14 protein-coding genes are annotated in these 15,618 nt (G+C 37.9%); 1 reads left to right on the forward strand and 13 read right to left on the reverse strand.

Annotated elements, in window-relative coordinates:
* Positions 1-24: 24 nt before the first annotated feature.
* From nth to lepB (AMET_RS17875), 10 genes are all read right to left on the reverse strand, one after another.
* Positions 25-675, reverse strand: a complete 651-nt coding sequence (gene nth / locus AMET_RS17830; protein WP_012064710.1) for an endonuclease III — start codon at positions 673-675, stop codon at positions 25-27.
* Between the two features lie 34 nt (positions 676-709).
* On the reverse strand, positions 710-988 hold the full coding sequence (locus AMET_RS17835; RefSeq protein ID WP_242661494.1) for a DUF503 domain-containing protein: 279 nt from the start codon (positions 986-988) through the stop codon (positions 710-712).
* A gap of 109 nt (positions 989-1,097) precedes the next feature.
* Complete coding sequence (locus tag AMET_RS17840) at positions 1,098-4,181, reverse strand: efflux RND transporter permease subunit (protein ID WP_012064712.1); 3,084 nt, start codon at positions 4,179-4,181, stop codon at positions 1,098-1,100.
* Positions 4,178-5,221, reverse strand: a complete 1,044-nt coding sequence (locus AMET_RS17845; RefSeq protein ID WP_012064713.1) for an efflux RND transporter periplasmic adaptor subunit — start codon at positions 5,219-5,221, stop codon at positions 4,178-4,180. Before AMET_RS17845 ends, AMET_RS17840 begins: the two co-directional genes overlap by 4 nt.
* A 67-nt stretch (positions 5,222-5,288) precedes the next feature.
* Positions 5,289-5,867, reverse strand: coding sequence for a hypothetical protein (locus AMET_RS17850; RefSeq protein WP_012064714.1), 579 nt, complete (start codon positions 5,865-5,867; stop codon positions 5,289-5,291).
* 250 nt (positions 5,868-6,117) lie between these two features.
* Positions 6,118-6,639: a signal peptidase I gene (lepB, locus tag AMET_RS17855; protein WP_012064715.1), complete on the reverse strand. Its 522-nt coding sequence runs from the start codon at positions 6,637-6,639 to the stop codon at positions 6,118-6,120.
* Positions 6,640-6,960: 321 nt separating this feature from the next.
* Positions 6,961-8,148: a glycine C-acetyltransferase gene (locus AMET_RS17860; protein ID WP_012064716.1), complete on the reverse strand. Its 1,188-nt coding sequence runs from the start codon at positions 8,146-8,148 to the stop codon at positions 6,961-6,963.
* 442 nt (positions 8,149-8,590) lie between these two features.
* The gene (locus AMET_RS17865; RefSeq protein WP_012064717.1) at positions 8,591-10,948 is read right to left on the reverse strand and encodes a Lon protease family protein; all 2,358 of its coding nucleotides are present in this window, start codon (positions 10,946-10,948) and stop codon (positions 8,591-8,593) included.
* A gap of 97 nt (positions 10,949-11,045) precedes the next feature.
* Positions 11,046-12,158 carry a tRNA epoxyqueuosine(34) reductase QueG gene (gene queG / locus AMET_RS17870; RefSeq protein WP_012064718.1) on the reverse strand — a complete coding sequence of 371 codons (1,113 nt, stop codon included), beginning with the start codon at positions 12,156-12,158 and terminating at the stop codon, positions 11,046-11,048.
* Positions 12,159-12,247: 89 nt separating this feature from the next.
* Entirely contained in the window at positions 12,248-12,787 is a 540-nt protein-coding gene (gene lepB, locus AMET_RS17875; protein WP_012064719.1) for a signal peptidase I, read from the reverse strand.
* A gap of 90 nt (positions 12,788-12,877) precedes the next feature.
* Here lepB (AMET_RS17875) and AMET_RS17880 point away from each other — a divergent pair, with 90 nt between their 5' ends.
* Positions 12,878-13,303 carry a RusA family crossover junction endodeoxyribonuclease gene (locus tag AMET_RS17880; RefSeq protein WP_012064720.1) on the forward strand — a complete coding sequence of 142 codons (426 nt, stop codon included), beginning with the start codon at positions 12,878-12,880 and terminating at the stop codon, positions 13,301-13,303.
* A gap of 194 nt (positions 13,304-13,497) precedes the next feature.
* Here the strand turns inward: AMET_RS17880 and AMET_RS17885 are convergent, their stop codons facing one another.
* The 3 genes from AMET_RS17885 to AMET_RS17895 all read right to left on the reverse strand — a co-directional run bounded on the left by AMET_RS17885 (position 13,498) and on the right by AMET_RS17895 (position 15,614).
* Entirely contained in the window at positions 13,498-13,980 is a 483-nt protein-coding gene (locus tag AMET_RS17885) for a DUF456 domain-containing protein (RefSeq protein WP_012064721.1), read from the reverse strand.
* 98 nt (positions 13,981-14,078) lie between these two features.
* Entirely contained in the window at positions 14,079-14,657 is a 579-nt protein-coding gene (locus tag AMET_RS17890; protein ID WP_012064722.1) for a transcriptional regulator, read from the reverse strand.
* 105 nt (positions 14,658-14,762) lie between these two features.
* Positions 14,763-15,614: a nitroreductase family protein gene (locus tag AMET_RS17895; protein ID WP_012064723.1), complete on the reverse strand. Its 852-nt coding sequence runs from the start codon at positions 15,612-15,614 to the stop codon at positions 14,763-14,765.
* Positions 15,615-15,618 lie beyond the last annotated feature (4 nt).

The following is a 15,618-nucleotide window of genomic DNA, read 5'->3' on the forward strand; positions in this document are numbered from 1 at the left end:
CTTTTTTACATTATAAAAAGATGTCTATGTAGACATCTTTTTATAATGTAGACAATAGGTTGTCAAGGGACATTCTTCACAAAGAGGACGTCTGGCTTTGCAGATTCGCCGCCCATGAAGAATGATCCAATGATGTGCGTCAGACCACATGCTTTTTGGGATACTTTTCATGAGGTCTTGCTCAGTATCGTCAACATTATCCGAATGTGCCAATCCTAGTCTATTGGAAACTCTAAACACATGGGTATCCACAGCGATGGCATCCTGGCCGAATACATTGCTAATTACCACATTGGCAGTCTTCCGTCCTACCCCAGGTAATGCCATCAAGGCTTCACGTTCCTCAGGAACCTCTCCCCCGTGTTTCTCCATCAATAGATGACAGGTAGCTAAAATATTTTTACTCTTCATGTTATAAAAGCCACAGCTTTTGATCCATTGCCCTAGCTCCACTTCCGTCAAGGTTAAGATACGCTCTGGTGTTGGATACTTTTCAAACAATGGCTTGGTGACTTGATTGACTCTCTTGTCTGTACATTGCGCTGCTAAGATGGTAGAAATCAATAGTTCAAAAGGATTTCTAAAGTTCAATTCGCTCTCTGCATTGGGGTACATATTCTTAAGCTCTGCCAGTACCGCTGTTCTTTCTTCTTTATTTAATCGTATTTTTCTCATTTTTCGACTCCTTTTCCTGAAGCATTTCCAATGCCTAAGAAATTTCCACCTCACATTGGGTAATGTCTACTCGACCATCTCGTTCAATGAATTTAATGACTTCATTAATCATTTCATCGGCATGTCTCCGACTATTACTGACGCATGAAAATCCAATTTCTGCTATCTGCCATTTATCCTGCTGACCCACCTCAGCAATTGATACATTAAACCTTGACTTGATTCGTTCAATGATGCTTTTCAGAATATGACGTTTTTCTTTTAGAGAATTGGGTTCATACATCATTACTGTCATAAAACATACGCCTACCATCACAATGTCCACATCCTTTATACATAGTCATCTCCAGTAAAATAACCGGGCAATATAATGGTCTGTTTCGCCTGGTTGTTTTCTTTTCGATGCCTTCAATTTCACTATATCAACGCTCTTTTCTAACTTTTATTGCTATATCATCCAATACAGAGTACATTACTGGGATCACAACCAAAGTGAGGAGGGTTGCTAAGCTTAATCCACCAATCACAACCACAGCTATGGGCTGTTGTACTTCCGCCCCTTCACCAAAGCCGATGGCCAGGGGTAACAATCCTAATACAGTTGTCAATGTTGTCATCATAATGGGTCTGAGTCTGGTTTTTCCTGCTATGATAATCGAATCATTCCTCTGGTGAGTTCCATGGTCCCTCAAGGTATTGATATAGTCTATTAAAACAATACCATTATTGACAACAATACCTGCCAACACAATTGCACCGATTCCGCCAGGCACATTAATTGAAATCCCAGCTAGAAATAGTGCAATAATACCACCAGAAAAAGCCAGAGGGACAGACATCATAATCGTAAAAGGATGCAAAAATGATTGAAATTGTGCTGCTAATATCATATATACCAACATTATTGCTAAAATAACAGCAAGTGTCAAATTGTCGATGGCTTCCTCTAACTGCTCATTTTCTCCTTTAAATTCATAACTGTATCCAGCTGGCAATGAATAATCCTTTATTTTCTCCTCAATATCCGCCACAACACTGCTTAAATTCCGATTAAAGAGAGCAGCACGAACGCTAATATTTCTCACTTGATCCATTCTTCTAATGACATTTGGTCCCTGTCCCCTTCGAATTTCAGCCAGTTGATCGATTGGCACTTGGCTTCCCATGAGGGTAGGCATTTGTAACTGCATGATATTTTCAGTACTTTCTCTCAGGTAGTTTTCTCCTCGAATTAACACATCTACCTCTTTACCTTCAATCCTTGCCCTAGTAGCAGTGATTCCTGTCAATGTGTTTCTAAGGGCCATTGCCACCTGAACACTTTGTACTCCATAAAAAGAAGCTGTTTCTCGGTCAATATGAACTTCAATTTGTTCACGAGCCTGTGTGAAGTTCGATGAGACCTCCCGAGTCCCTTCAACGCCCTTAATGATTTCAATAAAATCCCTAGAGATTGATTCTAATGTTTCAAGATCATCACCCTTGATGGAGACATCCACTGCTGCGCCCCCAAAGCCTGCTCCCAACATAAATGAATCCGCTGAAACTGAAATCTCAGCCCCTGCTATATTTGCCAATCGGGTCCGTATTTCATCTACTAGCTCTAAGGATGTCATACTCCTTTGTCGGGCTGCTACCAAACGTCCATCGATACTTCCACGGTTAGGACTTCCAGTAGAGGTAGTAGACATGACATCTCCACCTCCCACATTGGTAAATAATACTTCTATTTCTTCATACTCCGTCAAAACCCCTTCTACTTCATCCATGACGGCTTCTGTTTCCTGTAGCGTAGCACTTTGAGGCAATCGGATATTTACAGAAAATGTACCTTCATCTAATGATGGAAAGTATTCTGCTCCCATGCTTGAGGCCAATAGAATCGCCACTGTAAAAATAAGAAATGTGACAAATAGTATTGTTTTTCTATGACTTAAACTCCAGCTTAAGATTTTCCCATATTTTTCATTAATATATTTAAAGAAACGATGAAATATCCCTAAAACCTGCTGAGGTGTCCTTTTTCCATTCACTCTGTTTTTTTTCATTAGCTTAGATGCCAGCATCGGAACCAATGTTAGGGAAACACCTAGTGACGCCAATAATGAAAATGTCACCGTTAATGCCATCTCTCTAAAAACCTGTGCAGTCATTCCTTCAACAAAAACAATAGGCAGAAAAACTGCCAGTGTTGTCAGAGTAGAGGCTGTTACCGCCATTGCCACCTCTTCAGTTCCCAGGATAGCCGATTGTTCTGGGTCATTTCCCTCCTCTCGGAACCGATAAATATTTTCCAAAACAACAATACCATTGTCCACAAGCATTCCCACTCCCAATGCAAATCCACCTAAAGAAAGTAGGTTTAACGTCATACCTGAAAAATACATCAAGGCGAAGGTGGTGACGATTGAGATGGGAATAGATAAGGCAATGACAAGGGTTGTTCTTACATTTCCTAGAAATAAATAGAGGATACAAACTGCTAATACCCCTCCAAAGGCCGCGGTCCTCCCCACATTACCAATGGATCTTGTAATAAATCTTGATTGGTCGATGACCGATACGATTTGAATACCCTTTATTTCTTCTTCAAGTACTTGAATTGTCTGGTTGATTCGATTGGCCACCTGCACCGTATTGGCTACGGGCTGTTTTTGGATGGTGATACGGATACTTGGTTCCCCATTGACCTTTGCAATATGTTTGATGTCCTTTGTGGTCAATTGGACCTGGGAGATGTCTTTTAGATAAACCCTGATCCCTGTTGGTAAAAGAATGGGTAGGTTTTCAATTTCCCCTATATTTTCAAAGGCTCCTATTGTTCGAAGAAGTATATTCTGTCCACCTTGTTGAATCTCGCCACCGGGTAAATTAATGTTTTCTGCCCGAATTATTGTGGCAATCTGCTCCATGGTGATTCCATAAGAAGTCAATACATTGGGGTCTACTTCGATCTCAACTACTTCTTCATACCCACCTGTCACACTGACAGAAGCCACGCCTTCTAGACGCTCAAACTTTGGCTTGATTTGGGATTCAACAATGGATTGCAACTCGCTTAAATCCTCAGTTCCACTCAATCCCAGTACCATGATGGGCAATGCATTGGGGTCAATCCTCAATACCATTGGATCCGTCACTTCGTCTGGTAAAAAACCCTTGATTAAATCAATTTTTTCCCTCATTTGTAATGTAGCAAAATCCATATCTGTTCCTTGGTTAAACTCGATGATAACAATAGAGTTCCCCTCCGATGAAGACGATGACATATTCTTTACATTATGAACAGTGGCTACCGCTTCTTCAACCGGTCGTGTCACAAGACCTTCTATTTCTAATGGACCGGCCCCTGGGTATTGTGTTGAAACAACAGCAACGGGTATACTAATGTGAGGCAGTAAATCCATAGGGAGTCTCGATAGGGATACCCCACCCAGAAGAAGTAACCCAGCGATGACCATCAAAACAGATATGTAGCGATTGACAGCCCACTTTGATACTCTCATTGGTCATCACTCCTGACTACCCGAATGAATGTGTCATCTTGTACATACTGCTGTCCCTTTACAATGACCCTATCCTCAGCTACTAACCCTGATAAAACTTCTATTTTATCCTCATTCATAATGCCTAGGGTTATCTCCTTTTTTTGCGCCATTTCTCCATTGACCACAAAAACATAGTTCTTTTCCCCTTCTGTTAATACCGTCCGTCTAGGAATCACTAAGGTATCTTCTCGTCTTATTCTTTCAATCTGTATTTTACTGATTGCTCCCACTGTTAATTCCTCGTCTTCATTGGACACAATAATCTCCACAACATGAAGATTAGATCTTGGATCAACAACTGGATTGATCGCACTAATTTCTCCTGGTTTCTCTTGTTCCAAAACCCTTACTTTAATCTGCTGTCCCACATACAAATCAGACGTTAAATCCTGGGAGATTTGGATTCTCCCCTTTAATATTGCGGGGTTACTGATCATAATAGCCGGCTGATCATTTAAAACCATTGCATTCAATTGTATATTTAGTTGAGAAACAATCCCCTTAATAGGTGCAAAATACATCATTTTTTCTAATTGTTCTAAGCTATTGACATAAGCCATTCTAGCTTGTTCTAGTTGACTACTGGCATTTTCCGAGGACATTTGGGTGAACTGAGGTGCATTGGGCTCTAATGCTTGCTTTCTTTGTTGTTCATAATTACGCTGAGCCTGAGCATAGACAATTTTTCTTTGCTCAACCTCTTTACGTACGATGGTTTTATCTAGTTCAAATAAGAGGTCCCCTACTTCAACCCGTTCTCCTAGTCCCACTGTTAACTTGGTTACTTCTATTCCAGGGGTCTTGGGAATAATCATTGCTGTTTCATCCGCGTCAAGCTTAGTCGTTAAGGTTACCCATTGACTGATAGCTTCCTTTTTTACCACTATGGTCTCAACGGCAATAGCAGCTTCTTCTATTTCTTTTTCCCCACTACATGCAACAAAAAAAAGAAAGCCCATTATAATGAGCAGGATTAACCGATAAGACTTTTTCCTCATATTGACGCCTCCTCAATATAGTGATGACCTTTAAAATATCGCCAACATTTGAGAAGTTTAAACCCCTTTAATTACCTAATTGCATTCTGAGCCCACCCTTGATTTCCTCATAGTACTCTACTACTTCCTGTATACTTTTTTTCTGAATGTCTTCTAACTCCTTTTCTACTAGATGATATTGTTTTAAATGAGTTGTGGGAATAGACACGGAATACCCAAGTCCTCTTGTTTTTCCTTGTCTCTCCGTTACTTTTTTTAATGTCTTTTCAATTATTTTTTGTTGATGGATTGAACCGACCTGATACATGAAGTAGGCTTGAAGAATGATTTTTTCTGTCTCCTTTGTCATTTGTCCCTGATTTTCCAGTATTGTGATTTGGTCAAATAGTCTTTCTATGGATTCAATATATTCATCTTCGGGGAAAAATGCTTCTAGTACTTGGCTCACTTCTATGAATTCTTTAGATAGATTTTGATAAATCAATTCATTTCTTTCTATATTCTCATCCATTATTTCAACAAAGGCAACAAGTTCTGCCTTAAGTGCTTCACTAATCTTATTTTCCTGTTTGTCTTGACATGCGGTTACTCCTAAAAAAATACTGCTGAATGCAATGCAAATCATCACTACTTTTACGTTTTTCATAGTCTTGACTCCTTTACTACATAAAATGAGACTTAAATTAGCAGGAATTTCCACTCCCACTCTCTTCACTAAGACTCTTAAACAGTTGATTTTGTTCCCAAATTTTTAAAAATTTTCAATAATAACGCTCTATTATACTTCTATACTTCTCCATTTTTTTACAAAATCCTTTCACTTTTCAAACAAAAAAACAGCATAGCTGCCTTATTAAGAATAAATAAGAGCGTTATATTCACTTCATCGGCTTTATCTATCTTACGGATCCTACAAGACTCAATGGCAAAAGTCTAAAATATGCTTTTCCCACTACTGCATCTACTTTTACTGACCCTACTTTATAGCTCCGACTGTCAGTGCTGTTGATTCGGTTATCTCCCAGTACAAAAACCCGCCCCTTTGGTACCACCCCATCTAGCTCTCCAAGGGTCAACATGCCTTGGGGGATATAGGGCTCTTCTAATTCTTCTTGATTGATAAATACCTTACCGTCTCCAATGGTTATTTGCTCTCCCTCTAGGGCTATCACACGTTTAATCAATTCAATTTTTTTTCCATCTACCTTTATATTAGATTTGAAAACAATGATATCTCCATGGGTAGGCTCTTTTGTTTTATAGTTGAGCTGATTCACAAATAAAACACATCCATGTCCCAATGTAGGGGTCATTGATTCTCCAGTGATAATTGTGGGTCTAGCAAGGATAGCTATGACAAGGGAGATGATAGCAGCAAAAATAATCACTTTACGCCACTCCATGATCTTCTTTTTCATTGACAAATCTCTCCTTTCTTAGGCTCTCTATGAAACCACTAAATCAGAGAATAGACTGAAAATGTATCGTTATCTTGGAAATGGTCTTATTATTATATGTTATGTTTCATCAACTGTATCTTTGTTATTTTTCCGTTATTATTTTATCAATTTCTCTTATATCATTACTTCGTTACATTTTTACCAATTCCTGCTAATAAATATACTTTTTAATTGATTAATATATCTAGTTTGTCTGATGGACTGGCATCAACTCATGGCACACATATGGCAAAAAGCCATGATTTCTCATGGCTTTTCCTGATAGCTTATTTTATTTATCTATAATAGGTCCATTTCTTGACCCACTTTTTTAAATACTTCTACAGCACGGTCTAATTGTTCCTTTGTGTGACCTGCTGTTACCATACAACGCACTCTACCTGTCCCCTTAGCTACTGTTGGAAATATGATTCCTGAAACAAAAACGCCATTTTCTAATAGCTTTTTGCTAAAGGCCATTGCCTTCCCTTCTTCTCCGATGATGACTGGTGTGATCGGTGTCCCACTGTGTCCAATATCGAAACCTAACTGGCTAATCTTCTCTTTAAAGTATTTCGCATTATCCCATAAACGATCAGTATATTCAGTAGTGCTCATCAACAGTTTTACTGCTTCAATAATTGATCCCACTGCTGCTGGTGGAAGAGATGTGCTGAATAATAATGGTCTTCCTCGGTGACTTAACCACTCCTTCATTGTATGGCTTCCAGCTACGTAACCACCAATGACACCGATGGCTTTAGAGAGGGTACCAATTGTAAAGTCAACACGACCATGTAATCCAAAATGATCCACCGTGCCTCTTCCATTTTCCCCCAAAACACCTGATCCATGGGCATCATCTACGTAGGTCATGGCCCCATACTTTTCTGCTAATTCCACAATATCAGGTAAGGGTGCAATATCACCATCCATACTAAATACACCATCTGTGATAATCAGTTTATTTCTGTACTTATCTTGGTTTTCCTTTAGGACCTGCTCTAGATTATCCATATCAGCATGTTTAAATACAGTTTTATCTGCTCTACTGAGTCGTGCGCCATCAATAATACTTGCATGGTTTAATTGATCGGAGATGATTAAATCTCCCTTCTCTGTAACTGCTTGGATGGTACCAGCATTACAATTAAATCCCGATTGGAATACCATTACCGCTTCTTCTCTTTTAAATTCAGCTAAGACACGCTCTAGCTCTTCATGGATATCCATGTTTCCAACAATGGTTCTTACGGCTCCAGCTCCTACCCCGTACTTTTCAACTGCATCGATTGCTGCCTTCTTTATCTGTGGATGATTAGCAAATCCTAGGTAGTTATTAGATGATAGGTTAATCACCTTTTTCCCATTTAGCATAATCTCAGCCTCATTTGGGCCTTCTAAAATTGGAAGCTTACGATAGACACCGTCGTTTTTCAATTCTTGGATTTTTTCTTTTAAAAATTGTAACTCGTGAACATTATTCATTTTTATGTACCTCCTTCATTAATTTTTTTATTAAAACCTTATCTTTGAGGGGCAATTCCCCATCTAGTTCCTTGGTGTTTCAGCTTGATGAAACCAGTTTACTATTATTCATTGTGTACCCTAGGGCAACTAATTAAACACGTAGTCCTATGATTAATTAGTTTATTTCCAAGCTTCTAGGGTTTCTTTATTTGGAAATAAAACAATCTTGCCACAATTCCATTCATTGTAATCCCTTTAAAAATCACATCATTAAATTCTTTTCATTAGTTATTATACAACAATTAGTAACAAATTCCTCCTGTCTAACTAAAGTTCCAATATTAAAACGATTTAGATTTCATAAGATATTTATATGAATATTGAATGAATGTCTTTATTTGTAACGATTTATTATTATTTATTAAACATACTGTTGACGCAAGTCTAAAAAAGACACCTACTAGGTGTCTTTTTTAGACTTGTATTTCCTACTATATTTTTCAAGTCTTCTCTCTACTGCTTCATAAACCACATCTGCTGGTACATCTGTTAATATTTCAATTCCCTCATTAATGTGCTTGATGGCATACATATGGAACTTCTCTTGCCTGACTGCACTTACAACTTCATCGCTAAGCATGAGATCATCAATATTTTGATAAGGAATCACGACACCTTGATTACCGGTCAACCCTCTCTTTTGACACAAATGATAAAAACCTTCCACTTTTTCAGTCACACCTCCCACTGGCTGAATAAATCCTTTTTGATTAACGGACCCAGTGACAGCAATAGACTGTTTTAATGGAATATTAGCCATATTGGAAAGTAATGCAAATAATTCCGCTCCTGAAGCACTATCCCCATCTATTCCTCCATAGGATTGTTCAAAGCAAATACGTGCTGTTAGGTTAAATTCTCTCCCTTGAGCAAATCGTTCCATCAAAAATCCAGTTAGAATCATCACTCCTTTATCATATATGTCTCCACTTAAGTTAGCTTCACGCTCAATATTGACGATATTTCCTTTTCCTCGACTGACTGTAGTTGTAATCGCACTTGGCTTACCAAAACGGTATTCCCCCATGTTAATCACAGAAAGACCATTGATTACCCCCACCTTCACCCCTTTCACATCAATTAATATTTTCCCTTCCTTGAACATTTCTTCTGATTTATTCTGATATTTTTTTAGCCTAGCCCACTTTTCATGAATCGCTAAATTGACATCCCTTTCAGTAATAATTTCATGTTGGTTACTATTTGCCCATTGATTAGCTTCAATGATGATCTCAATCACTTTATTGAATCGACATGATAGTTTTTTTTGGCTGCCAGCCAATCGAGAACTGTATTCGATGACCCTGGCGGCACCTGTTTTATCAAGTGCTCTAGTCCCTTCCCTTTGTGTGTAACAGCTAATAAATTGAACCATCTGCTGTTCATGTTCAGGGCTACGGTCCATTTCTTCCTGGAAGTCTACTAGGATTTTGAAGTACTTTTCAAAATCATCATCATGCTGGTATAGCAGCTGGTGAAGCATCCCACTTCCAATCATGATCACCTTCAAGTTGATTGGTATTGGTTCTAGTTTAAAGGAACTTCCATCTGCCACCCCTAATTTACTCGTCATGTTTTCAATTGTAATCTCTTTGGTTTGCAAAATTCGTTTTAGTGTTTCCCAGGCAAAGGGATTTGTCAAAAGCTGCCTTGCCTCAACAATTAAGTAACCTCCATTAGCTGACTGTATGGCTCCTGGTTTGATCTTTAGAAAATTTGTTCTTAGGTTCCCATTTACATTTTCATACTCTATTTTACCCGTCAAGTTATTTAATGTAGGATTAAACTCTAATATCACCGGTGCCCCCTCAGTCTTACTGTGGTCAATAAATAAGTTGACCATATATCTTTTAAAGAAATCATTTTCTTCAATTTCACTACTAATGCTGACTATTTCTCCATCTTCCTCCGCCATAAATCGATGGATATTTTCAATTAGATCCTGTTCGACTCGCCTAATATGATCCATTACTTTTTCGCAGTCCTTATATTTATCAAGAAAATCTCCAATTAATGGGCGTACAACAAATAGTCCAACCTTGATTTCTAGTTGAAGTAATTTTTTCTTTGCCAAACGTTCTAATTGTTTTACCTTGGTGACAATTGATAAAGCCCTTTGATGAACTTCCTCCATTCTAACTTCTAATTCCTCCTGGGATTCATCATCTAAGGCCATCATTTCCTCTTCACTGGCCTCTTCCCCCTCTAACAAAGGTGTGAAGGTAAATCCAGTACTGGTGCTCTTAACAGAAAACTGCTTTTCATTGGCATAGGCTGACAGGTCTTGTATCAGCTTATTTTTTTGCTCCTGAAATTTTTTTAATATGCCATTACGCTGGTGATCATAATCTTCACTATTAAAAGCTTGGGGGACCTGTGTTAAGACATCTTTTATTAATTCTCTCATATCGACTTGAAAGTTTTTTCCCATTCCCGCAGGCATGTTTAATGCAATTATTTTAGCATCTTCATCAAGTCCATAAACATAGCACCAGTCTTGGGGAATTGTTTTTTTCTTTGCTGCAGCCTCAACGACTTCTTTTGCATAGGTGGTCCTTCCCGTCCCCTTGGCACCACTGATATAAATATTATAGCTGGGATGCTCAACTTCTAAGCCAAACTCCATTGCTGCTTCAGCAGTTTTTTGTCCCATAATTCCCATAAGGCACGGTACTTCATCTGTTTTATCAAATTTAAATCGTGTTAAATCACAATATTTTTTCAACTGCTGATAGGATAACTTCGGATAGGTTTTCATCTAGATTCCTCCTTGGTCAGCTAAATTGCCTTTCTATTATCCTATTCAGCAAATCATAATTCCTCTACAATTATTTTAATTGTCTACTTAAATGTAGTTAGGGGTTGCAATACTTATTCATCATACTTTGCAGCTCCTCACTGTTTTCCCTCTCCATCATCTCTTGAAGTAATTGACAGGTATATTCAGGATCCAGTTCATTAAGTGCCCAAATCGTGACGCTCCTGATATCCAGCCTTGGGTCCTTCAGTAAAGGCAATAAATGTGGTATTGCTTCTTTATTGTGATGGTTCCCCATGGCAATAATGGCATTTCGTTGCAGTATCTTTTTCCCACGCCATCCCGATGCATTTTGACCATAGATGTCTTTGAACTCTTTTTTTGAAATCCCTAAGAAATGGATTAAGTCAATTTCATGTTTAGGATTCTGAGGTTGAAAGCGCAATTCTTTTGTTTTTCTGACTCTTTCATTATGAGGACAAACACTTTGACAAATATCACATCCATATATTTTTTTTCCAATTTTCTTTTTATCTGCATCCTTCATTTCCTCCTTTTGCTGGAGCAAATTACTTACGCATCTTTGGGAATTGAAGGAGTATGGCCCTTGTAATGCCTGATTTGGGCAATGTTTTATGCACAACTGACAGGCTAAGCAAACCTGATCATCCATGGGTCGATCAGGGGGAAATTCAAGATTGATTAATAAATATCCAATGAAAAACCATGATCCATATTTAGAGCTGATCAAGGTATTATTCCAACCATACCACCCCAGGCCTGCACGGTAGGCCACTTGGCGATCTACTAAGGGTCCTGTATCTACAAAGGTACGATATTCCACATTCTCCTCTTTCTCCTTAATAAATGACATAATCTCTTCTAGCTTCTCTTTGACAATCTGATGATAGTCTGTTCCCCAGGCCGTTCGGGCAAGTTCTCCATAAAATTGTGAGTCCCCTAGAGTTGTCTCAAGGTCATCTATATAATAAGGCTGTCCAATCACAAGGATAGATTGGGCGTTTGCCATTGTCTTTTTAGGGTCAATTCTTTTTTCCATGTCTTGTTCTTCAAACCCAGATAAATATCCCTTTGCCTTTCTTTCTTCTAAAATAGGTCTCAATTCTTCAAAAGGCGCTGCTGTCGTAAATCCAATTAAATCTATGCCAATTGTTTTTGCAAAATCAATTATTTCCTTCTTTAGATTCAAAGTACTCACTCCTTATTGCATACACAATACCATTGAAGATATTGATTGTAAAGTCAAAATAGTCACAAAAAAGAGATGTGAAAACATCTCTATGGATTGACAAAGGCTTTCAATTCATTCAATGGCCAGACGCGCAAAAGTACTTTTCCTTTAATTTGATTCACATCTACATATCCAAAGCTTCTGCTATCGTTACTGTCATTGCGATTATCTCCTAGCACCAAAACATTATCTGTGGGAACCTGCCCATCATTCAGCCGATAATTTCTCTGGATATAAGACTCCCCATTAATATAGGTTTCTTGTACCCTTTCCTCATTAATATATAGTTCCCCTTCTTCGAAGGTAAAATAATCGGATTCTATGGCAACGACACGTTTAACAAACAATTCATTTTGTCTCTGACTACTGGGGGGAGAAAACACAATTAAATCTCCTGGTCTTGGGGTTCGCTCTGTTAAATTGAGCTTTACCACCAATAATCGATCATGGGAATTTAAAGTTGGGTACATGGATTGTCCCTGCACAACAGCAAAGCTAAATAGAAAATGCTCAATCAACATGGCTATAAAAATAGCTACAATTAAGGCTTGCAGCCATTCCAACGGTTTAGATTTTATTTTTGACATGGAATCACATCCTATAGCAATATACAAAAAACAAGAATCCTTTTTACATTATATGTAGGTTCTATGATAAAATGTGCTTGGAGGTGTACAATGCTGAAATTCACAATACCAGGACGACCAGTTAGTAAGTCCAACTTTAAACTGACCCATAAAAACGGACAAGTGTGGATGCCTAAATCTGGTAAACACAGTCGTTATGTGGCTTATGAAAATATGATTGCTGGTTATATTAACCAACAGTATGCAGGACCTCAATTGACGCAACAATTAATTACAATTTTGAGATTATACTTTCCAGACAGACGGATGGGAGATTTGCACAACTACCCTAAAAGTATTTGTGATGGGATTGAAAAAAGTGGCATCATTTCAAATGATAAGCAACTTAGACCTGTCCTGCTTTTTGATTTTATTGATTCTGAGAATCCACGAGTTGAGATCGAGCTCTACGATTTTGAAAAATTCCAAGTACATTACCAAATAAAACCAATAAATGAAGAATCACCTTTTATATAGTATGCTGTTTAAGAAGAATTCTATTCTTATTATTTTTAATTTTTCTCCCACTGAACAACTGAATTCAAAATGATCGTTTCCGTGAACTTCACCTTCACACCTAAAAAACCACAAAAAAAAACCGTCTATTGCTTATTAAGCAATAGACGGTTTTTATATAAATGATAGCTGAATTTTTCCAGAATAGAGTGATTCTATGACATCACTTTAAATACAAATAACCCTATCATGATTCCTATGATGGTAACATTAACAACAATGCTCAAAACATATCCAAAAAAAGCGGCGCCACCAATTCGAAGTGAGCTTTTCAATGATTTTCCAGACAGAACTTCACCTGTAAATGTCCCGATTACTTGACCTATGATTAGACCAATGATACTGAGCAGAAAAAAACCAATGATCCCTCCTATAATCATACCCATCACACCTAATTGACTTGCTCCAAATTTTTTTGTGGTAAAAAAAGAGGCTACATAGTCAAATATTATACTGAATAAGGTCAGGATTCCAAATATGACAAGCCAATGAAGTGTAATCACTGTAAATTCAGTGCCATAACTATAAAGAAACACTCCTGCTAAAACAAGAATGGGACCCGGTAGTGCTGGCATAAAAATACCCGCCACTCCCAGTAGGATTAATATTGTACTTAGTATCAAATAAATATTTTCCATTGCATACCATCCTACCATGGTTAAATTTTAACTATAGGATCCATATCAATCAAGTTAATCTATCATTCTCATTGACAATCTTGTCAACAAATCTGGTACTAACCTCGCTTTTTTAGGGCTGTTACCTTTGGAATCCCTAAGACAGTAATACTATAAGGCCTTGTGCCTTGTCGCTTTTGATCCTTTTTGTCCACTAAGTATTCAGTAATTGTGGCCTCTACTTTTTTTGTCAGGTCCTTCATTTCTTCTCTACTTAAATAGTATTCACTAAATTGGTTAATAAATTTAGTTTCTTCTACTAGTTGCTCTGATGCACGATAAAACTCTGCACTGGTTTTTTCAAATAATGAAATGGCCACTTGATTAATTGATTGAAGTACATCCTCATCGATGTTTTTCATAAAATTCTTATCTATCACAAACACCTTTGCCGCAGGTAAATAATACTTCTCCACAATACCTGCTTTAATTCTTTCATCAACTAATTCCAATATCTCAACCTTTAATAGACTTTTAATATGATAGTTGACCTTTGCATGTGGCTCCCCTAGCTTTTCTGCCACTTGCTTAGCAGAACGAGGCTCATCTCGTTCAAAGGATTCTAACACCTCTACTCGGTAGGGGTGAGAGATCGCCTTAATTTGATCTAAATCTCTTAATACCATTATGTCCTTCATAACTAGTCCCCCTTTCTCATTCAATATCAATATTATATTGCTTTTTCAGAAGATTGTCAAAATTCCACCTAGTAGGAGTCTTGCATATCCAAGACTCCTACTAGATTAATCCCTATTCAGCTTCAAAGTAGCAATATATTGAAAGTTTTTAGGAGAGACGATTGTCACTGACTCCCTAGACCAATTGCTTTCAATCCCCACTTCCTTAGCCAGCGCTTCAATATAATACATGAAGATACCACAGTCAATTTTATGGGGATTAAAGGATTCTTCGTCTTTTTTAAAGGGAATTGTGTATAGATGTAGTTGCTCTCCTTCGATTAATACTCTCCAAGGCTGTTCATTACCCCAGGAGGGTGCCAGCTTAGCATCTTTTAATATGGCTTCAAAGCCGTCTAAGCTTCCATGCTTAGACTCATTATATGGACGATCCCATGAGTCAATCCACACAAACTCATCTAAGGACTTTCGAATCGATGGCTCTGACTGCTTACTCCTATTGAGCAGCTTATAACCAAATGGCTCCACTTCACTTCCTATGGGACTTAGAGCCAGAAGAGTCCTTCCCCTTGGTACATTAAAAAACTCGTTAATTTGCTGACGGTGATGAATAACAGCTATCCAACAAGTTCCGATTTGAAGCTCTTGTGCAGCTAACAAAACTTGCTCCATTTGATAACCCATGTTCTCTTGGTATCCTTCTTTGGTATCAGTAATGGCAACTAAGTAATGGGGTGCTTCAAATAGTTTTCCAAAGTAGCCCGTTGTCACTCCTAGCTTCTTGGTAATCTCCTTTCCTTTTGAAATTTCAAAGGTAACGCTGATGGCCTCATACAAAGCCTTGCTTTGCTGTCCTTGCTTCTTAAGTTCATTTAATATCGATTCCTCAATGGGTTTTTTAGAAAAATTTCTAGTCGATTTACGATGTATAATAAGTTCTTTCACTGATTTTTTCATTTTC

The sequence above is a fragment of the Alkaliphilus metalliredigens QYMF genome, assembly GCF_000016985.1.
Classification (GTDB): domain Bacteria; phylum Bacillota; class Clostridia; order Peptostreptococcales; family Natronincolaceae; genus Alkaliphilus_A; species Alkaliphilus_A metalliredigens.

Bases quoted from the DNA above. Each gene is read 5' to 3' on its own strand.
- AMET_RS17880 (WP_012064720.1), top strand. From the start codon at position 12,878: ATGCTGAAATTCACAATACCAGGACGACCAGTTAGTAAGTCCAACTTT.
- AMET_RS17835 (WP_242661494.1), bottom strand. From the start codon at position 988: ATGGTAGGCGTATGTTTTATGACAGTAATGATGTATGAACCCAATTCT.
- nth (WP_012064710.1), bottom strand. From the start codon at position 675: ATGAGAAAAATACGATTAAATAAAGAAGAAAGAACAGCGGTACTGGCA.
- AMET_RS17845 (WP_012064713.1), bottom strand. From the start codon at position 5,221: ATGAGGAAAAAGTCTTATCGGTTAATCCTGCTCATTATAATGGGCTTT.
- AMET_RS17885 (WP_012064721.1), bottom strand. From the start codon at position 13,980: ATGGAAAATATTTATTTGATACTAAGTACAATATTAATCCTACTGGGA.
- AMET_RS17860 (WP_012064716.1), bottom strand. From the start codon at position 8,148: ATGAATAATGTTCACGAGTTACAATTTTTAAAAGAAAAAATCCAAGAA.
- AMET_RS17895 (WP_012064723.1), bottom strand. From the start codon at position 15,614: ATGAAAAAATCAGTGAAAGAACTTATTATACATCGTAAATCGACTAGA.
- AMET_RS17890 (WP_012064722.1), bottom strand. From the start codon at position 14,657: ATGAAGGACATAATGGTATTAAGAGATTTAGATCAAATTAAGGCGATC.
- AMET_RS17840 (WP_012064712.1), bottom strand. From the start codon at position 4,181: ATGAGAGTATCAAAGTGGGCTGTCAATCGCTACATATCTGTTTTGATG.
- AMET_RS17865 (WP_012064717.1), bottom strand. From the start codon at position 10,948: ATGAAAACCTATCCGAAGTTATCCTATCAGCAGTTGAAAAAATATTGT.
- lepB (WP_012064715.1), bottom strand. From the start codon at position 6,639: ATGAAAAAGAAGATCATGGAGTGGCGTAAAGTGATTATTTTTGCTGCT.
- AMET_RS17850 (WP_012064714.1), bottom strand. From the start codon at position 5,867: ATGAAAAACGTAAAAGTAGTGATGATTTGCATTGCATTCAGCAGTATT.
- lepB (WP_012064719.1), bottom strand. From the start codon at position 12,787: ATGTCAAAAATAAAATCTAAACCGTTGGAATGGCTGCAAGCCTTAATT.